The sequence below is a fragment of the Alkalimonas amylolytica genome (genome assembly GCF_900107845.1).
Taxonomy (GTDB): Bacteria; Pseudomonadota; Gammaproteobacteria; order Enterobacterales; family Alteromonadaceae; genus Alkalimonas; species Alkalimonas amylolytica.
The window spans coordinates 39655-55645 of sequence record NZ_FNRM01000002.1; the positions used below are offsets into that span (position 1 = coordinate 39655).

A 15991-nucleotide genomic window follows, 5' to 3' on the forward strand; every position below is an offset into this window, starting at 1 on the left:
AAAAAAATCATCCAGGTTGCTGACTTGCGACCCAGGCTTCAACACGTCGCTGCAGCAAATCAAGCGGTAAAGCACCACCACCCAACACAGTGTCATGGAACTGTCGAATGTCAAAGTTCTCGCCCAGAGCCTGCTCCGCCATAGCGCGTAGCTCCTGAATACGGATCATACCTATTTTGTAAGCAGTCGCCTGGCCAGGCATCACCAGATAGCGCCGCACTTCAGAACGCACAGCCTCAATAGGAATAGGCGTGTATTGCTGGAAGTAAGCAATGGCATCCTCTTCCGTCCAACCTTTGGCATGCAAGCCGGTATCTACCACCAAGCGCACTGCCCGCCACATTTCGGTTACCAAACGGCCAAAATCCGAGTATGGGTCCTGATAAGCGCCCATTTCTTTGGCCAGCAATTCGGAATACAGCGCCCAGCCCTCAGAGTACACCGTAAAGTTGGCCTGAGTACGAAAGCGGGGAATATCCGTTAGCTCTTGCGCAATGGATATTTGCATATGATGGCCAGGGTTACCCTCATGGTAGGCAATGGCTTCCATTTCATTTTTCGGCATGGAACGCATATCCGACAGATGCGCGTAGTAGACGCCAGGACGAGAACCATCCGGTGTACCTGGAAAGTAATGTTGGGCAGCACCAGGTTGTTCGCGAAATGGCTCTACCCGTTTCACTACCAAATCAGCTTTTGGCAGCACACCAAAATAATCTGGCAACCGTTCATTGATAAAAGCTAGAAAAGCGACTGAATCATCGATGTAAGCCTGACGCCCTTCATCGGTGTCTGGATAGAAGAAACGATCATCGGTTCGAATAAAGTCAAAAAACTCATGCAGGTCGCCATCAAAGCCAACCTGTTGGCGGATGCTTTCCATCTCCGCCGTTAAACGCTCCACCTCTTGCAAGCCTAACTCGTGGATTTCATCTGCGGTCATGCTGGTTGTGGTTGAAACCTGCAGCATATGGTTGTAGTAAGCCCGGCCATTAGGATGAGTAGAAACACCGGTTGGATTCACTGCGGCCAAAACCACTTCCTGTTGCAACCAATCCAGCAGTTTTTGGTAAGCCGGTTGAAAGTAGCCGGTCAAGGCTGTTCTGGCTTGCTGCTGCAAGATACTGGCTTCATCATCATTCAGCAGTTGCTGTTGCTGTAACTGAGTTATCTTTTGCTGTGCATTTTGCCATAGCGGTGCTACCTGTTCAGATTCCAGCTCAAACGGCTGACCGCGTAACAGGTTTTCTACCTGCTCGATCACACCTTCATAGGCAAAACGTGGCGGCCGGATACCTTGCTCGGTAAATTGCTGAGCTTGCTCCAACAGCTGCAGCAGGGCAACACTGATCCCTTCCAGGCGTGCAATGTACGCTTGCATATCCTCTTTGCTTTCAACCTGATGAAAACTCATCATGATTTGCGGCAACAAACTATGCATGCCCTGCATCTGATTAAACAGATAATTGTGATGGCGGAAATCTGCTGACGCCTTCATTTGCTGATACTGGTGAAGCCATAAATCATAAGAGGTCTTGGCTTCATTGGTGAGTAAAGCACGATCGAAACTGCTGGTAAGCTCCGTTACCGTGGCGGCTTTCCAGGCAAGTTGTGCATCCTGCGCAGCCAGACTCATGTCATCCACATCAAATTGGCGATCTTTTCGGCCAAGGAAAGTCAACATCAAGGGGCTTTGCTGCAACTGCTCTTCATACTTTTCATCGAACCAGCGCGTTAAACGCTCACTGTGTTGTTGTTGTTCAGCAAGCTCTGTCACTGTAGGCTGATCAGTGTGTTGTGCTGGCTGACAGCCGGCAAGCAGTAACGACAGAGAAACGGCAAGAACGGAATAACGCACCATGATATTTCCTTGTATCTAAAGGATATGCTGAAGATCAAAACCAGTTAATACAAAATACCGGCTTTAGGATTGAGGACAGAAAGTAGGTAGAGCGCCTCACTGTTGCAAAAATCCAATGCTGCCCGCAAGTCTGGCTGAATAATGCCCAAAACTTCCAGTACAAAAGGATCCAGTAAATTAGTTTGCTTATACAGTTCAGGATGAACATTCGCCAATGCCATTCGGGAAGAAATATTTAACAACAATACCGCCGGCTGCCGTAAATGTTTATCGGGCTGATGCTGCAAAGCGATGGGTTCAATGATCGAGTTCGGTAATTGCCAAAGTCGCAGCAAAGCAGCACTTAACTCAGCATAGGTAAAACCAAGTACGCGCCGTTGGCACTGCCAGGGTTTTTCATCAGCACTGTATTGCTCACAAGCTTTGGCTAGTTCAGGATCCAACTGGCACAAAGCCAGTTCACCAATATTATGCAGCAAGCCTGACACATAGAGCTGTTCACTCTGCCGTGGGGCAACTTTATTGCCTAAAGCGCGAGCTATCAATGCGCTATGGACGCTTTGCTCCCAGAATCTGTCCATATCGATAGCGCTGTGACTGACTTGCTCACAAACACTGATCACTGCGGAGCTAATCACCAAGTTGTAGATGGTTTCAGCCCCTAGCACTACCAAGGCTTTGCTGATGGTATCAATTTTTTTGGGTAAGTTATAAATAGCGCTATTGGCCAGCTTTAAAATTTTACTGGCCAGGGACGGATCAAGCTGGATGACTTCCGACACCTCATCCATGTCGGCGCGTTCAGACTCCAGTAGTTGCTTCACTCGAAGGTAAGCATCTGGAAACACAAAAACTTCGGTAACATTTTCAGCGTACTGTAGTGCGTTCATCAGACAAGTTCCGGCAGTGGTTGGCCAGCAGTAGGTTAAGTATAGTCTTTTGGCTGGCAAATGATGAAATTTGAATGAGAATAACAGATTAGCGATGGCCTCGCGATAGCGAGCAAGCAGAAAAGCAGGCAGCAGTGTGACTGCTGCCTGCCGGGTTTAGTCGTAGATATGAAACAAGTCTGCATTTAGCCACAAATGCACTGCAATGCTGGCAATGTAGCCAATGAAAATCACCGGCGCCCACTTCAGGTGTCCAAAAAAGGTGTAATAACCTCGCGCCTGCCCCATCAATGCCACGCCAGCGGCGGATCCTATCGACAGCAAACTGCCACCAACACCAGCGGTTAAGGTGATCAGCAACCAATGACCATGCGACATCTCAGGCTGCATCGCAAGCACTGCGAACATCACTGGGATGTTATCGATGACCGCTGAGATGACGCCCAGCAGAATGTTGGCCGAGGTCGGATTCCAGCCCTCGTACAATAAATCAGACATCAAACCAAGATAGCCCAGAAAGCCTAACCCGCCCACACACATCACGATTCCATAGAAAAATAACAAGGTGTCCCACTCAGCCCGCGATACACGGCTGAAAACATCGAAAGGCACCACGCCACCGAGGCGCTTCAGTTTCTCCTGATCGCCTTCACGCTCGGCCATTGCCCTTTTACGTGCTAACGATCCAGGCAAGGTCATGCGCAGGAAATAGCCGAAGAACTGCAGGTAACCGAGGCCCATCATCATGCCCAGAACAGGGGGTAAATGCAGTAAGCTATGGCACAGCACAGCCGTCGCAACAGTCAACAGAAATAAAGTAAGAATACGCAGCGCGCCACGTTTTAACTCGACATCTTCGTAGACTGCGGATGGTTGCCTTTTCTCGACAAAAAAGCTCATGACCGCAGCCGGGATCAGGTAATTAACCAAAGCGGGGAAGAACAACACCAGGAACTCATCAATGCGAACCAGGCCGGCCTGCCACACCATCAGCGTGGTGATATCGCCAAACGGACTGAAGGCACCACCCGCATTAGCAGCAATGACAATATTGACACAGCAGAGGTTGATAAAACGTTTATCTCCTTCGGCCACTTTCATCACCACAGCACACATCAACAAGGCTGTGGTCAGGTTGTCAGCAATTGGAGAAATAAAGAACGACAGGAAGCCGGTGATCCAAAATAGATTCTGGTAACTAAAGCCCTTACGTATCATCCAAGCCCGCAATGCATCAAATAATCGCCGTTCTTCCAGCGCGTTGATGTATGTCATTGCGACCAAAAGGAATAGCATTAGCTCAGCGAATTCAAGCAGGTTATGGCGAAATGCTGCCTCGGTGACATCCGGAATATCACGGCTGATGTAAACCCAGCCAATAAGGATCCAGATTAAACCAGCAGCGACCAACACCGGCTTGGATTTACGCATATGAAGTTTTTCTTCGCCCATCACCAACACATAAGCGACGACAAAAATAGCAATACAGACAAAACCAACAAGGGAGCTTGTTAAATCAAGTGGAGCGGCGGATGCAGCAAAAACCGGTGTGCTGAATAGCAGACACAGCAAACCAGCCAACCACGACACGCAACGGAGACTTTGCATGGTTAGACCTATCTATTTACATTCGGGTTAAAAGGAAGCTTTTACCTGTTGCAGGCGGCGGCATTGTAGCACAGCGTTTAGCGAAAAATCAGGACAAAACACCAGGAAATAGCGATAAATTGCTGGATTGCGACTAAAGTAGCAGAAATTAAACATCTGTATCCAATCTGGGCTATTTCAGCTGGGTAAGTATGCAGGAAAAAATTTTTTTTGAGCAAAAAATAAGGCTGCGCAGGCCGCCATACAAGGCCTGTGCAGGGAGTCCTGGGGTGTCAAAAGCTTAATTACTGGCGACCTGCGCCAGCGCATCTTGGCAAAGTTGGGTAATTTTTTGCCAATCCCCAACAGCAATCGCATCTGCTGGCAATACCCAAGAGCCACCAACGCATGCCACATTTGGTAGCGCCAGATACTCCAGAAAATTCTTTTCATTGATACCACCGGTCGGACAAAAACGCACTTCCGAGAATGGCCCATGAATGGATTTTAAGGTTTTAACACCACCGGCAGCTTCAGCCGGAAAAAACTTAAAATGGGTATAGCCAAGCGCCAACCCTTCCATCAGCTCCGAAATACTGGCAATACCTGGGATTAATGGGATCACAGAGTCCTTACCCGCTTGCAGTAGTTCACGCGTCATGCCGGGGCTAATTGCAAAACGGGCACCGGCATCAATTACTTGCTGCAACTGCTCGGACGAAGTAACCGTTCCGGCGCCGACAATGGCCTCCGGGACTTCTTTACTGAGTAATCGGATGGCATCCATCGCCACTGGTGTCCGAAGCGTGACTTCCAACACCCGCAAACCACCTGCAACCAAAGCTTTGGCCATAGGCACTGCTTCGGCCAAATCATTGATTACAATCACTGGAACTACAGGGCCCTGCGCAAACAAGGTTGCAGGGTCTAATTGCCAATTTTCAAATGCCATAATACTTACTCGCCCTGAGTTTGTTGTGAGATGGTTTGTTTCAAATACAAAGCTGCACCGGTAAGGCCTGGTTGCTCTGCGGTAATAACATAGGTCGGGATGGCCTGATTAAACGACGTAAAACGCCCCTTTTGTTCAAAGCGGCTGCGGAACTCACTTTGGCCAATCAGGGGCAGCAGTTTGGGTACTATGCCACCACCAATAAAGACGCCACCCGAAGTGCTTAAGGTCAGGGCCAGGTTGCCGGCAATGCTGCCAAGGCTGGCAAAGAACTGTGCTATGGTCTCGGCTGCCAAAGCATTGGTACCTGCCATTGCTTGCTCGGAAATAGCCGCCGCACTGAGTGGCTCTGCAGATACTTGCTGGTATAAAGCTAAAGCCAAATAGAGGTCTTCCAGTCCTGGACCCGATAACAGGCGCTCTGGCGAAACATGACCATACTTGGCGGTTAAAAACTGATAAATCGCCCACTCCTGCTGATTGATGGGTGCCCAATCGACATGGCCCCCCTCGCCAGGTAATGGGTGGTAGCGCTGATCAGCTAAGGGTAGCAAGTGCCCAACACCCAGGCCGGTACCAGCACCAAGCACCGCCATTGGCTGATTGGGCTTGGCCTGGCCACCACCAATTTGTACGCAATCGGTGGCCTGTACCACCGGCAGGCTCATGGCAACTGCGGTAAAGTCGTTCATAACCAGCAAGCTGGAAAGCTGCAACTGATGCTGCATAGCACGGATCGAAAACTGCCAGTGAAAGTTTGTCATCTGCACCTGATCGCCCTGCACCGGGCAGGCAATCGCTATGGCGACATCGGTTAGCGCCTGCAACTGCTGCTCATCCCTGAAGTGCTGAAGTGCATCGGCCAGGGTCGCGAAGTCGGCACAGCGATACACCTGGACCTGATCAAGGCTTAGATCCAGCAAATTAACGCGGCTAAAGCGAGCATTGGTGCCGCCAATATCCGCGACAATGGCATAGTGCGCTTTAGCCATGCCCCCCTCCGTCAGCATCTAAATGATCTTCGGTATAAAACAAGGCGCAAGCACCCTCTTCAGCCCCAGTCAGTTGGGCACGCAACCCACCAAAAATTTCCCGGCCCATACCCGCATAACTGTCAGATAAGTCAATGCTTTCAGCCTCACGCTCTGTCAGCTCTTTGGCATCAACCAGCAATTCCAGCACTCCTTTCTCGGCATCAACCCGAACCAAATCACCATTTTGTACTTTGGCCAGTAAACCGCCTTCAATGGCTTCCGGTGTGACATGGATAGCTGCCGGCACCTTGCCCGAGGCACCGGACATACGCCCATCGGTCACCAGAGCCACCTTAAAGCCACGATCTTGCAATACACCAAGCGGCGGCGTTAATTTATGCAACTCTGGCATCCCAATGGCTTTTGGCCCCTGAAAACGAACCACCACCACACAGTCTTTATTCAGATCACCTGACTTAAAGGCAGCATCCAGTTCATGCTGACTGGAGAAAACCACAGCTGGTGCGGTAATCACGGCGGTCCCTTCCCGCAAAGCGGAGGTTTTCATCACGGCTCGGCCTAAATTACCGGAAAGTACTTCCAGGCCACCATGGTGCTTAAAAGGTGTCGCGGCTGAAGTTAACACTTGCGGATCCTGTGACTCAGTAGGGCCATCCACCCACACTAGCTTGCCATCCTGCATAACGGGCACCTGGGTGTAACGACGCAAACCATAGCCGGCAACTGTTTGCACATCTTCGTGCAGTAAACCTTCATCCAGCAAAGTACGGATCAGGTAGGCCATACCGCCTGCTTGTTGGAAATGATTGATATCAGCCTGGCCATTAGGATAAATCCGGGTGATCAAGGGAGTGACGCTGGAAAGTTCAGCAAAATCATCCCAGTTAATCAAAAAGCCAGCCGAGCGAGCCACCGCAATCAGGTGCATGGTGTGGTTGGTGGAACCTCCGGTCGCCAACAAGCCCACCAGACCATTGACAATGGATTTCACATCCACCAGCTTCCCAATGGGCATATAATCAGTGCCGAGATCGGTTAAACGGGTGACCTGGCGGGTAGCCGCTTTGGTCAACTCATCTCGCAGCTCAGTGCCGGGGTTAACAAAAGAGGAGCCAGGCAAATGCAGCCCCATCATTTCTACGACCAACTGATTGGAGTTAGCAGTGCCGTAAAAGGTACAGGTGCCTGCTGAATGATACGACGCTGACTCCGCTTCCAATAATTCTTCTTTGCTCGCCTTGCCTTCAGCAAACAACTGGCGTACTCGGGCTTTTTCTTTATTGGGAATGCCTGAAGGCATTGGCCCTGCCGGCACAAAGACAAAAGGCAAATGACCAAAGCTAAAGGCTGCCATCAACAAGCCAGGTACGATCTTGTCGCAAATGCCCAGCATCAGGCCACCATCAAACATGTTGTGTGACAAACCAACTGCTGCGGCCATCGCGATTATATCGCGGCTCATCAAGCTAAGCTCCATGCCAGGCTGACCTTGGGTCACGCCATCGCACATGGCAGGCACACCACCGGCAAACTGGGCAACACTGCCTACTTCATTGGCAGCCGCTTTAATCAATGCTGGGTAATGCTCATAAGGTTGATGTGCAGAGAGCATGTCGTTGTAAGAAGAAATAATACCGATATTGGCTTTAGTCAGACTGCGCAAATCGGATTTATCCTGCTTGCCACAGGCAGCAAAACCATGCGCCAAATTACCGCACGATAAAGTGCCGCGATGCGGGCCTTTTAAACGGGCCTTTTCAATCCGGGCCAGATAGACTGAACGGCTGCGCTCACTGCGGGCGGCAATTCGATCGGTAACTTTTTGAATGACAGGGTGCATAAGTAACCTCTATTCGGAAGCAAACATCACCTGGATATCAACACAGGGATGGTGTAAGAAAGCGCGTATTGGCATCTGCATCACATCATCGCCGGCTACGGCTTGGTTTAATACCGGCAGTTTGCCTGCACCCACCAAATGCAAAAACAAGTGCCGCGTATTCAGCAAACGTTGTTTAGAGAGCGACATCCGTTGATAAGGCGCTGTGGTCGGATTCACCGCCAGAGCATCCTGAGCGATCGTCAAGCCTTCAGCCAGTTCCTGACTGCAAGGAAATAAAGAGGCAGTATGACCATCCTCACCCATGCCTAAAATAACCGCATCAAAGGTCGGGATGACAGCGAGTCGCTTGTTAATGGCATCAGCGCCATCTTCAGCTCGCTCATCGGTGGTGACCAGGCTGATAAAATGGGCGGCACTGGCTTTATCCTGCAGCAATACCGACTTCACCAAGCGCTCATTGCTGTCTTTGGCATCCGGTGCCAGCCAGCGATCGTCTGCCAGCGTAATGGTCACTTTAGACCATGGCAGCTCAGTCCCAGCCAAATGACTGAACAGTGCCTGCGGTGTGCGGCCGCCAGAAACAGCCAAATAGGCGTGACCTCGCTCAGCAATGCCAGCCTCAAGTAAGTCAATTAAGCGCTTAGCGAAGTTGCTATTGAGTGCAGCACTGTTTTCAAAACGATGAAATTGCATCATGCCTCCTACTCGTCCCAGTTGCGATCATCACGCGCTAATAATGAAATGGCGGATACAGGCCCCCAGCTACCCGCCTGATAGCTTTTGGGTGGCTCACCGGTCGATTTCCAGGCTTCTAAAATGCCATCGACCCAACGCCAGGCGTGCTCGACTTCATCACGACGAACAAACAAATACTGATTACCTAACATGGCTTCGAGCAATAAGCGCTCATAAGCATCGGCAATTCGCTTAGAACTAAAGGTTTCATCAAAGCTTAGATCCAGCTTGGTTTGCCGTAACTGCATGGTTTCACCAAGACCTGGGATCTTGTTCATCACCTGCACTTCCACGCCTTCGTCCGGCTGCAACCGAATAATCAGCTTATTAGCAGGTAACTGCTTGTAAGTTTCATGGAAAATATTGTGTGGCTGCGGTTTGAAGCTAATGACCACTTCACTACGCTTTTCCGGCATGCGCTTGCCTGTACGCAAATAGAATGGCACACCAGCCCAGCGCCAGTTATCGATATCTACTTTAATGGCAACGAAGGTCTCGGTACTGCTGTTATTGCGGGAGCCTTCTTCATCAAGGTAGCCCGGCACCGCGCCGCCGGCGACATAGCCACCCGCGTACTGGCCACGCACTGTTTTCTCGTGCACATTGCTGATATCAATCGGCCGCAATGCTTTTAACACCTTAAGTTTTTCATCGCGAATGCTGTCGGCATCCAGTCGCGCTGGTGGCTCCATCGCAATCAGAGTGAGCACTTGCAGTAAATGATTTTGCACCATATCTCGCATCTGGCCGGCATCGTCGTAATAGCTCCAGCGACCTTCAACCCCGACCTCTTCGGCCACGGTAATTTGCACATGATCGATGGCATTGTGGTCCCAGTTGGAGGCAAAAATGGCATTGGCAAAACGCAGCGCCAATAGGTTCAATACCGTTTCCTTGCCCAGATAGTGATCAATACGATACACCTGGCACTCTTGAAAATACTGCGCGACCTGTTCATTAATCAGGCGAGAGGACTCCAGATCATGCCCAATCGGTTTTTCCAGCACGACCCTGGCAGGATCGGCCGCCAGTCCAGCTGAATGCAAGCCCGCGCAAATAGACGCAAACAAAGCGGGCGGCGTTGCAAAATAACTGACCGGGATCCGCTTCTCACAATCCACCACGGCGCTGAGTTTCTGGTAGTCGGCAGCGGCCGTTAAGTCCAGTTGCACATAAAGTAAGCGTTGCAGAAAGCGCTGCCAGACGGCTTCATCAATGGGCTCTTTCTTAATAAAGGTTTCCAGGTTTTTCCGTACCAGCTGTTGATAAGCGTTTTGCTCCAACTCATCTCTGGCGATACCAATAACCCGACTGTCATCATGCATTAAACCGGCTTTTTCCAGCTGATAGAGTGCTGGTAATAATTTACGACGTGCCAGATCGCCCTTGGTGCCAAATAACAGAAGATCACAGGCTTTTGCTGCTGATGACATAATTTAGTCCCGTTCTAAAGATGTAATTTTACAACAACCATCGCATACTAACGCAGCATTTCGGTGTTGTAAACCCGACTTATTGTAATTTAATTACAAATATGCTTAAGTAACCTATTATACGCCCAGTTAGCCACCTTATATAACGGCTGTAGCGATCAACTGTGGTAAAATAAATACTTTTCTGTAACCGGGTTTGGATGTATAACAACCACTATTACACCGGCTCGCCGACTGCCCGGGTCGCACAACCAGGAAGCTTGGAATGAATGTACTTGAAAAAATAGTCAACAGTGTCGCTAACTTCAGCAAGTCTGAGCGGAAAGTCGCTGAAGTTATCCTGGCAAATCCACAAACCACCATTCATAGCAGTATAGCTGCTTTGGCTAAAATGGCGGATGTCAGCGAACCGACCGTCAACCGTTTTTGCCGCCGCCTGGATACCAAAGGCTTTCCGGATTTTAAGCTGCATCTGGCGCAGAGCCTGGCCAATGGTACCCCTTACGTAAATCGTCATGTGGAAGAAGAAGATGGCCCGGAGGCGTACACCGCGAAAATTTTTGAGTCCACCATGGCAGCACTCGATTCAGCCCGCCATAATGTGGATATCAACACCATCAACCGTGCTGTCGATGTATTAACTCAGGCCAAGAAAATTTCCTTCTTCGGATTAGGTGCATCAGCCTCAGTGGCGCATGATGCCCAGAACAAGTTCTTTCGCTTTAATGTCCCAGTGGTGTGCTTCGACGACATCGTGATGCAACGGATGTCAGCTATTAATAGTGCAGAAGGTGATGTGGTGGTTTGTATCAGTCACACTGGACGCACCAAGAACCTGTGCGATATTGCAGCCATTGCCCGCGAAAACGATGCGACCGTCATCGGCATTACCGCTTACGACAGTCCGCTGGCACGGGAGTGTACTTTGGTGTTGTCGCTGGATGTGCCGGAAGACACCGACATGTACATGCCGATGGCATCACGGGTTGCACAACTGGTGTTGATCGATATTTTGGCGACTGGATTTACCCTTCGTCGAGGTTCTAAGTTCAGGGAAAATCTAAAGAAAGTGAAAGACAGTTTGCGCGGCTCCCGTTTCGAAAAGAAAGATTTTCCGGCCTGATTGAAGCGATAAACTGGCAACCGAGCTTGCCAGTTACGTTATTTATTTTCTTAGCTGCGCTGTATTCTGTAATAAAATTACATTACACTAATGGTGAATCGTTCATCCCCACATTCAGGAGCAATTGATGCCAAGAAGAACTAAAATTGTCGCGACCTTAGGCCCTGCTACCAATACCGAAGCAGCGATTGAGCAACTGATCCGTAAAGGTGCCACGGTTTTTCGCTTCAACTTTTCTCATGGCACAGCCGATGACCACCGCCAACGCGCTGCTATGGTGCGAGCAGCTGCCAATAAGACCGGTACCCATGTAGCCATCTTAGGCGACTTACAAGGCCCTAAAATACGAGTGTCTACCTTCGCTGAAGGCTCTGTAGTACTGAACGCTGAGCAACCTTTTTTGCTGGATGCCAGCCTGCCGAAAGGAGCTGGTAATACCGAACAGGTTGGCATTGATTACAAAGAGTTGCCACAGGATGTACAACCTGGTGATATTCTATTGCTGGATGATGGCCGTATTCAATTGCAGGTGACTGGCGTCGATGGTAGCAAAGTCCACACCAAAGTTACGGTCGCAGGCAAGCTAAGCAACAACAAAGGCATTAATCGTCAGGGAGGCGGTTTATCGGCCCCTGCCCTGACCGACAAGGACAAAGAAGACATCAAACTGGCAGCTGAAATTGATGTCGACTACCTGGCAGTTTCTTTCCCACGCTGTGGCGATGACTTGCGACTGGCCCGGGAGCTTGCCTTAGCGGCAGGTTCAGAAGCACGCATTATGGCCAAAATCGAACGTGCCGAAGCTGTTGCCGATAATGAAACGCTGGATGATATCATTCTTGCTTCGGACGCTGTTATGGTTGCTCGTGGCGATCTGGGGGTCGAAATCGGTGATGCCGAGCTGGTCGGTCAACAAAAGCGTATTATTGCCCGCAGTCGGCAATTGAACCGTATTGTGATCACTGCGACTCAGATGATGGAGTCAATGATTGAAAGCCCCATGCCAACACGGGCCGAAGTGATGGATGTTGCCAATGCGGTACTGGACGGCACCGATGCCGTTATGCTCTCAGCGGAGACCGCGGCCGGCTCTTACCCAACAGAAACCGTTGATGCTATGGCGCGGGTTTGTATTGGCGCGGAAAAACATCCCAGCATCAAGGTGTCCAAGCACCGAATGGAAGAAACCTTTGGCGATGTCAGTGAAACCATTGCCATGTCCGCCATGTATGCTGCCAATCACTTGCCAGGCATTAAAGCCATCATCGCCTTGACGGAATCTGGTTACACAGCCAAACTAATGTCGCGCATTACCTCAACCCAACCCATTTATGCTTTATCCCGCCATCAGAAGACCCTGAACAAACTGGCGTTGTACCGAGGTGTTTATCCTGCCTTCTTTGATACCCGGCCTATTCCAGCCAATGAGCTGGCGCATAGTGCCATTCAGTGCATTGCCAGCGCAGCTGGGTTGAAAAGTGGTGATTTGGTGATGTTAACGCATGGCGATCAAATGGAAACCATAGGCGCGTCCAATACCTGTAAAATTGTACAGGTTAAATAGCGCAGCGCAACTTCTCGCCAGACTACCCCGTCCACTCAAAACGCTGCAGTTACAAACTGCGGCGTTTTTGTTGTTGCCTCGCGGAGTAACGAGCGTGGTACTGGCCCCACAATGGCGATAACGCTGTCGTCATCGATCCGACCACCACCAAACAAGCGCCTATAATTGCCCAAGCGTTTAATGGCTCAGGTGATAGCCAGTCTGGCTGCAGCGCGTGCAGGCCTTTAGCTACTACTATGGTCACTAACGGCGTAATGGCTAGCACAGCACTGACTTTTGATGCCTCCCAATGGTGCATGGCTTCAGCAAAAGCTCCATAGGCAACCACTGTATTCAAACAGCAGAACAACAAAAAAGCCCAGTGCCAGCCCGTCAGCTGCAACAAGGGCTGCAAATCCGACAGAGGCATAAAAACCAAGGCACCCGCGCAGTATATAAGCACCATGATTTGCTTGGAGCTGTAGTGCACCAGCAATTGCTTTTGCGCCAGCGCATACGCTGCCCAGGTCACGGCTGCGCCAATGATAAGCAATAAACCTATGCTCTCTTCACTGATGGAAGTCAGTAAATCCAGTAGCCGCTCGTTAAAAAACAGCAGTAAACCTGCCAAAAGAGTGGCCGCACCAACTTTTTGCCAGAACTGCAAGCGCTCTTGAAAGATCCAAACACCACCAAGCATCATCAAAAAAGGGGCCAGCTGAATCAACAACTGGCCAGTTTCTGCGGTCAGGTAATTTAAACCAGACATATACATCAGGTAATTGGCCAGCAAGCCGGCAATGGCAACCAATAACAAGAGGATCCCTTGCCGGCTGAGTAAACTCAGCCGGGGCCACTGCCCTTGCCAAACCAGCCAGGCGCCAACCATCAGCGCCGCGACTAGAAAACGAATACCCGTCAGGGTGCTTGCAGTCAAAAAGTCCAGTAATACTTTGAGTACGATCGGTAAGATACCCCACAGTACAGCCGTGGTAAAAGCCAGGCTGAAACCAAGAAGTGCGCGACCGGAAACCTGATGCATAACAGGGGTACCTGTAAGACGAAACAACAGCAGCTATTGTCGCTTATTCAGGGAAAAAAGTCGCCTTGTTTCAGTGAAATGAACGAAGTATGCGACTTGCGACAGATCAACATCACAGCGACTAACTTTGCTATACTGGCTTGATTCAGGCAGATACCGGGGCAACTTTATGACATCGATACGACGGATTGGCGTGTTAACTTCAGGTGGCGATGCTCCGGGGATGAATGCTTGCATTCGCTCTATTGTTCTGACAGCAGCCGCGCATCAGATTGAGGTAGTTGGCTTTTCGCATGGTTTTAATGGCCTGATAGAAGGTGACTACAAAAAGTTGCTGCCTTATCACGTTCAACACATCATTCACCTTGGCGGAACCCTATTAAAAAGTGCCCGTTGTCCGGCCATGCACACGGAAGAAGGCGCAAAAGCTGCAGCAATTACCCTGCGGCAGATGCAGCTCGATGCCTTGCTGGTGATTGGTGGTGATGGCAGTTTCAAAGGGGCTTTGGCCATAGCACAACACTACAAAGGTCAGATCCTCGGTTTGCCCGGCACCATCGACAACGATGTTGATGGCACTGATGCCACCATAGGCTATGCCACCGCCATTGATACCGCACTGGATGCCATCGATAAAATTCGCGATACCGCCGATGCTTTCGAGCGTATTTTTCTGGTTGAGCTAATGGGCCGGCACAGTGGTTTTATTGCCTTGTCGGCAGGAATTGCCAGCGGCGCTGAGCAAATTATTTGTCCGGAGCTTGGTGTACTTAAGCCTGGCGAGCTGGATGCTGTGATCCGCCCTATTCAAAATGCCCAGGTGGTGAAAGGCAAAAGCAGCTACATCATTGTGATGGCCGAGCATTGCTACCCTGGGGGCAGCACAGCACTGGCTGCGGATATTACCAAAGCCATTGGTATTGAGTGCCGGGCTTGTGTGCTTGGGCATATTCAGCGAGGGGGCTCACCGGTTGGCGCTGATCGGATATTGGCAACCAAACTAGGGGCTTACGCCGTCGAACAATTGCTGGGGGGGGCCCACCTGATGATGGCAGGTGAAGTGAATCATCAAGCTTGCCTGTATCCACTGCAAGCCAGTGGCGAGCATAAAAAGCGCATCGACCCTTACCTGCTGCGCTGGCAGCAGCAGGTGGCCAACGATTAAGCGCCTTTAAATACCTGCTTCACCCGATCTTTGTAGCTGCGACTGACTTTCACGGTCTGGTCGTTGCTCAGCATCAGTTGATGCTCGCCGTTTGGTAGCATCTGGAGTTTCACAATGGTGTTGACGTTAACAATAGCAGAACGGTGCACCCGGACAAACAAACGAGGATCCAGCTCTAGCTCCAGCTCTTTCATGGTTTTGCGCAAAATATGGGTTTGGCCATCGCGGGTATGAATGCACATGTAATCGCCGGCAGCATCGACCCAATCAATATCAATGACCATCACCCGGGTGATTTCGCCACTGTCTTTAATGCTGATAGCATCCGGGTAGCGCGAGTCCACCACAGGCTCTTCGTTGCTAAGCCGTTCCAGGATGGTTTCAGCAGCATCACCGGTTAAACGTGAAACTACCTCGGCCAGTTGTGATTTGTGTTTCTGATCATCACGGCTTTCAAAGGCTTTAAGTGCCTTATCAATGGCTGCTTTTAAGCGCCCCGCTTCAACCGGCTTGAGCACATAGTCAATGGCATTGACATCAAATGCAGCCAGCGCATAGTGATCATAGGCGGTGACAAAAATAATGTAGGGCATCGGCAGTTGCTGGTTTTGCAGCTGCTCAAGCACAGCAAAGCCATCCATACCTGGCATTTCCACATCCAAAAATACCAGCTCAGGTTGGTGCTTGGCGATCGCTTCCAAAGCCTCTTTGCCATTGCCGCACTCAGCGACAACCTTCAGGGTTTTATAATCGCCAAGCCGATATAACATCCCTTTGCGGGCCAGTGGTTCATCATCGACAACTACGACGTTTAGCATGCGT

13 protein-coding genes are annotated in these 15991 nt (G+C 50.3%); 3 read left to right on the forward strand and 10 right to left on the reverse strand.

Annotation, left to right across the window (positions count from 1 at the left end; genetic code table 11):
- Nucleotides 1–7: 7 nt before the first annotated feature.
- The 8 genes from BLW37_RS03675 to zwf form a co-directional block, all read right to left on the reverse strand.
- A complete protein-coding gene (locus BLW37_RS03675) occupies nt 8–1861 on the reverse strand; it encodes a DUF885 domain-containing protein (protein WP_245785607.1) in 1854 nt (617 codons plus the stop codon).
- Nucleotides 1862–1905: 44 nt separating this feature from the next.
- A complete protein-coding gene (locus BLW37_RS03680) occupies nt 1906–2751 on the reverse strand; it encodes an HDOD domain-containing protein (protein ID WP_091339702.1) in 846 nt (281 codons plus the stop codon).
- Nucleotides 2752–2907: 156 nt separating this feature from the next.
- Entirely contained in the window at nt 2908–4359 is a 1452-nt protein-coding gene (nhaD, locus tag BLW37_RS03685) for a sodium:proton antiporter NhaD (RefSeq protein WP_091339707.1), read from the reverse strand.
- Between the two features lie 280 nt (nt 4360–4639).
- Entirely contained in the window at nt 4640–5290 is a 651-nt protein-coding gene (locus tag BLW37_RS03690; protein ID WP_091339709.1) for a bifunctional 4-hydroxy-2-oxoglutarate aldolase/2-dehydro-3-deoxy-phosphogluconate aldolase, read from the reverse strand.
- A 5-nt stretch (nt 5291–5295) separates the two neighbouring features.
- Nucleotides 5296–6282 (reverse strand): glucokinase, encoded by a 987-nt coding sequence (locus BLW37_RS03695; protein ID WP_091339712.1) that lies wholly within the window; start codon nt 6280–6282, stop codon nt 5296–5298.
- Nucleotides 6275–8125: a phosphogluconate dehydratase gene (gene edd / locus BLW37_RS03700; RefSeq protein WP_091339713.1), complete on the reverse strand. Its 1851-nt coding sequence runs from the start codon at nt 8123–8125 to the stop codon at nt 6275–6277. The genes BLW37_RS03695 and edd overlap by 8 nt, the downstream gene beginning before the upstream one ends.
- Before the next feature lie 9 nt (nt 8126–8134).
- A complete protein-coding gene (pgl, locus tag BLW37_RS03705; RefSeq protein WP_342744196.1) occupies nt 8135–8824 on the reverse strand; it encodes a 6-phosphogluconolactonase in 690 nt (229 codons plus the stop codon).
- 5 nt (nt 8825–8829) lie between these two features.
- Nucleotides 8830–10296 carry a glucose-6-phosphate dehydrogenase gene (gene zwf / locus BLW37_RS03710; RefSeq protein WP_171907535.1) on the reverse strand — a complete coding sequence of 489 codons (1467 nt, stop codon included), beginning with the start codon at nt 10294–10296 and terminating at the stop codon, nt 8830–8832.
- 265 nt (nt 10297–10561) lie between these two features.
- On the opposite strand from zwf, the gene BLW37_RS03715 reads away from it, so the two are divergent.
- Together BLW37_RS03715 and pyk are read left to right on the forward strand one after the other, a co-directional pair.
- Entirely contained in the window at nt 10562–11419 is an 858-nt protein-coding gene (locus BLW37_RS03715; RefSeq protein ID WP_091339722.1) for a MurR/RpiR family transcriptional regulator, read from the forward strand.
- Nucleotides 11420–11546: 127 nt separating this feature from the next.
- Nucleotides 11547–12983: a pyruvate kinase gene (pyk, locus tag BLW37_RS03720; protein ID WP_091339725.1), complete on the forward strand. Its 1437-nt coding sequence runs from the start codon at nt 11547–11549 to the stop codon at nt 12981–12983.
- Between the two features lie 49 nt (nt 12984–13032).
- On the opposite strand, the gene BLW37_RS03725 is transcribed toward pyk, so the two are convergent.
- Nucleotides 13033–14004 carry a DMT family transporter gene (locus tag BLW37_RS03725; protein WP_091339729.1) on the reverse strand — a complete coding sequence of 324 codons (972 nt, stop codon included), beginning with the start codon at nt 14002–14004 and terminating at the stop codon, nt 13033–13035.
- Nucleotides 14005–14173: 169 nt separating this feature from the next.
- Between BLW37_RS03725 and BLW37_RS03730 the strand changes: the two genes are divergently transcribed.
- Complete coding sequence (locus tag BLW37_RS03730; protein WP_091339730.1) at nt 14174–15169, forward strand: ATP-dependent 6-phosphofructokinase; 996 nt, start codon at nt 14174–14176, stop codon at nt 15167–15169.
- Here BLW37_RS03730 and BLW37_RS03735 read toward each other — a convergent pair.
- Nucleotides 15166–15987 (reverse strand): LytR/AlgR family response regulator transcription factor, encoded by an 822-nt coding sequence (locus BLW37_RS03735; RefSeq protein ID WP_091339733.1) that lies wholly within the window; start codon nt 15985–15987, stop codon nt 15166–15168. The genes BLW37_RS03730 and BLW37_RS03735 overlap by 4 nt on opposite strands.
- Between the last annotated feature and the right edge of the window lie 4 nt (nt 15988–15991).

Bases quoted from the DNA above. Each gene is read 5' to 3' on its own strand.
- pyk (WP_091339725.1), top strand. From the start codon at position 11,547: ATGCCAAGAAGAACTAAAATTGTCGCGACCTTAGGCCCTGCTACCAAT.
- zwf (WP_171907535.1), bottom strand. From the start codon at position 10,296: ATGTCATCAGCAGCAAAAGCCTGTGATCTTCTGTTATTTGGCACCAAG.
- BLW37_RS03680 (WP_091339702.1), bottom strand. From the start codon at position 2,751: ATGAACGCACTACAGTACGCTGAAAATGTTACCGAAGTTTTTGTGTTT.
- pgl (WP_342744196.1), bottom strand. From the start codon at position 8,824: ATGATGCAATTTCATCGTTTTGAAAACAGTGCTGCACTCAATAGCAAC.
- BLW37_RS03695 (WP_091339712.1), bottom strand. From the start codon at position 6,282: ATGGCTAAAGCGCACTATGCCATTGTCGCGGATATTGGCGGCACCAAT.
- BLW37_RS03715 (WP_091339722.1), top strand. From the start codon at position 10,562: ATGAATGTACTTGAAAAAATAGTCAACAGTGTCGCTAACTTCAGCAAG.
- BLW37_RS03735 (WP_091339733.1), bottom strand. From the start codon at position 15,987: ATGCTAAACGTCGTAGTTGTCGATGATGAACCACTGGCCCGCAAAGGG.
- nhaD (WP_091339707.1), bottom strand. From the start codon at position 4,359: ATGCAAAGTCTCCGTTGCGTGTCGTGGTTGGCTGGTTTGCTGTGTCTG.
- BLW37_RS03725 (WP_091339729.1), bottom strand. From the start codon at position 14,004: ATGCATCAGGTTTCCGGTCGCGCACTTCTTGGTTTCAGCCTGGCTTTT.
- edd (WP_091339713.1), bottom strand. From the start codon at position 8,125: ATGCACCCTGTCATTCAAAAAGTTACCGATCGAATTGCCGCCCGCAGT.
- BLW37_RS03675 (WP_245785607.1), bottom strand. From the start codon at position 1,861: ATGGTGCGTTATTCCGTTCTTGCCGTTTCTCTGTCGTTACTGCTTGCC.
- BLW37_RS03730 (WP_091339730.1), top strand. From the start codon at position 14,174: ATGACATCGATACGACGGATTGGCGTGTTAACTTCAGGTGGCGATGCT.
- BLW37_RS03690 (WP_091339709.1), bottom strand. From the start codon at position 5,290: ATGGCATTTGAAAATTGGCAATTAGACCCTGCAACCTTGTTTGCGCAG.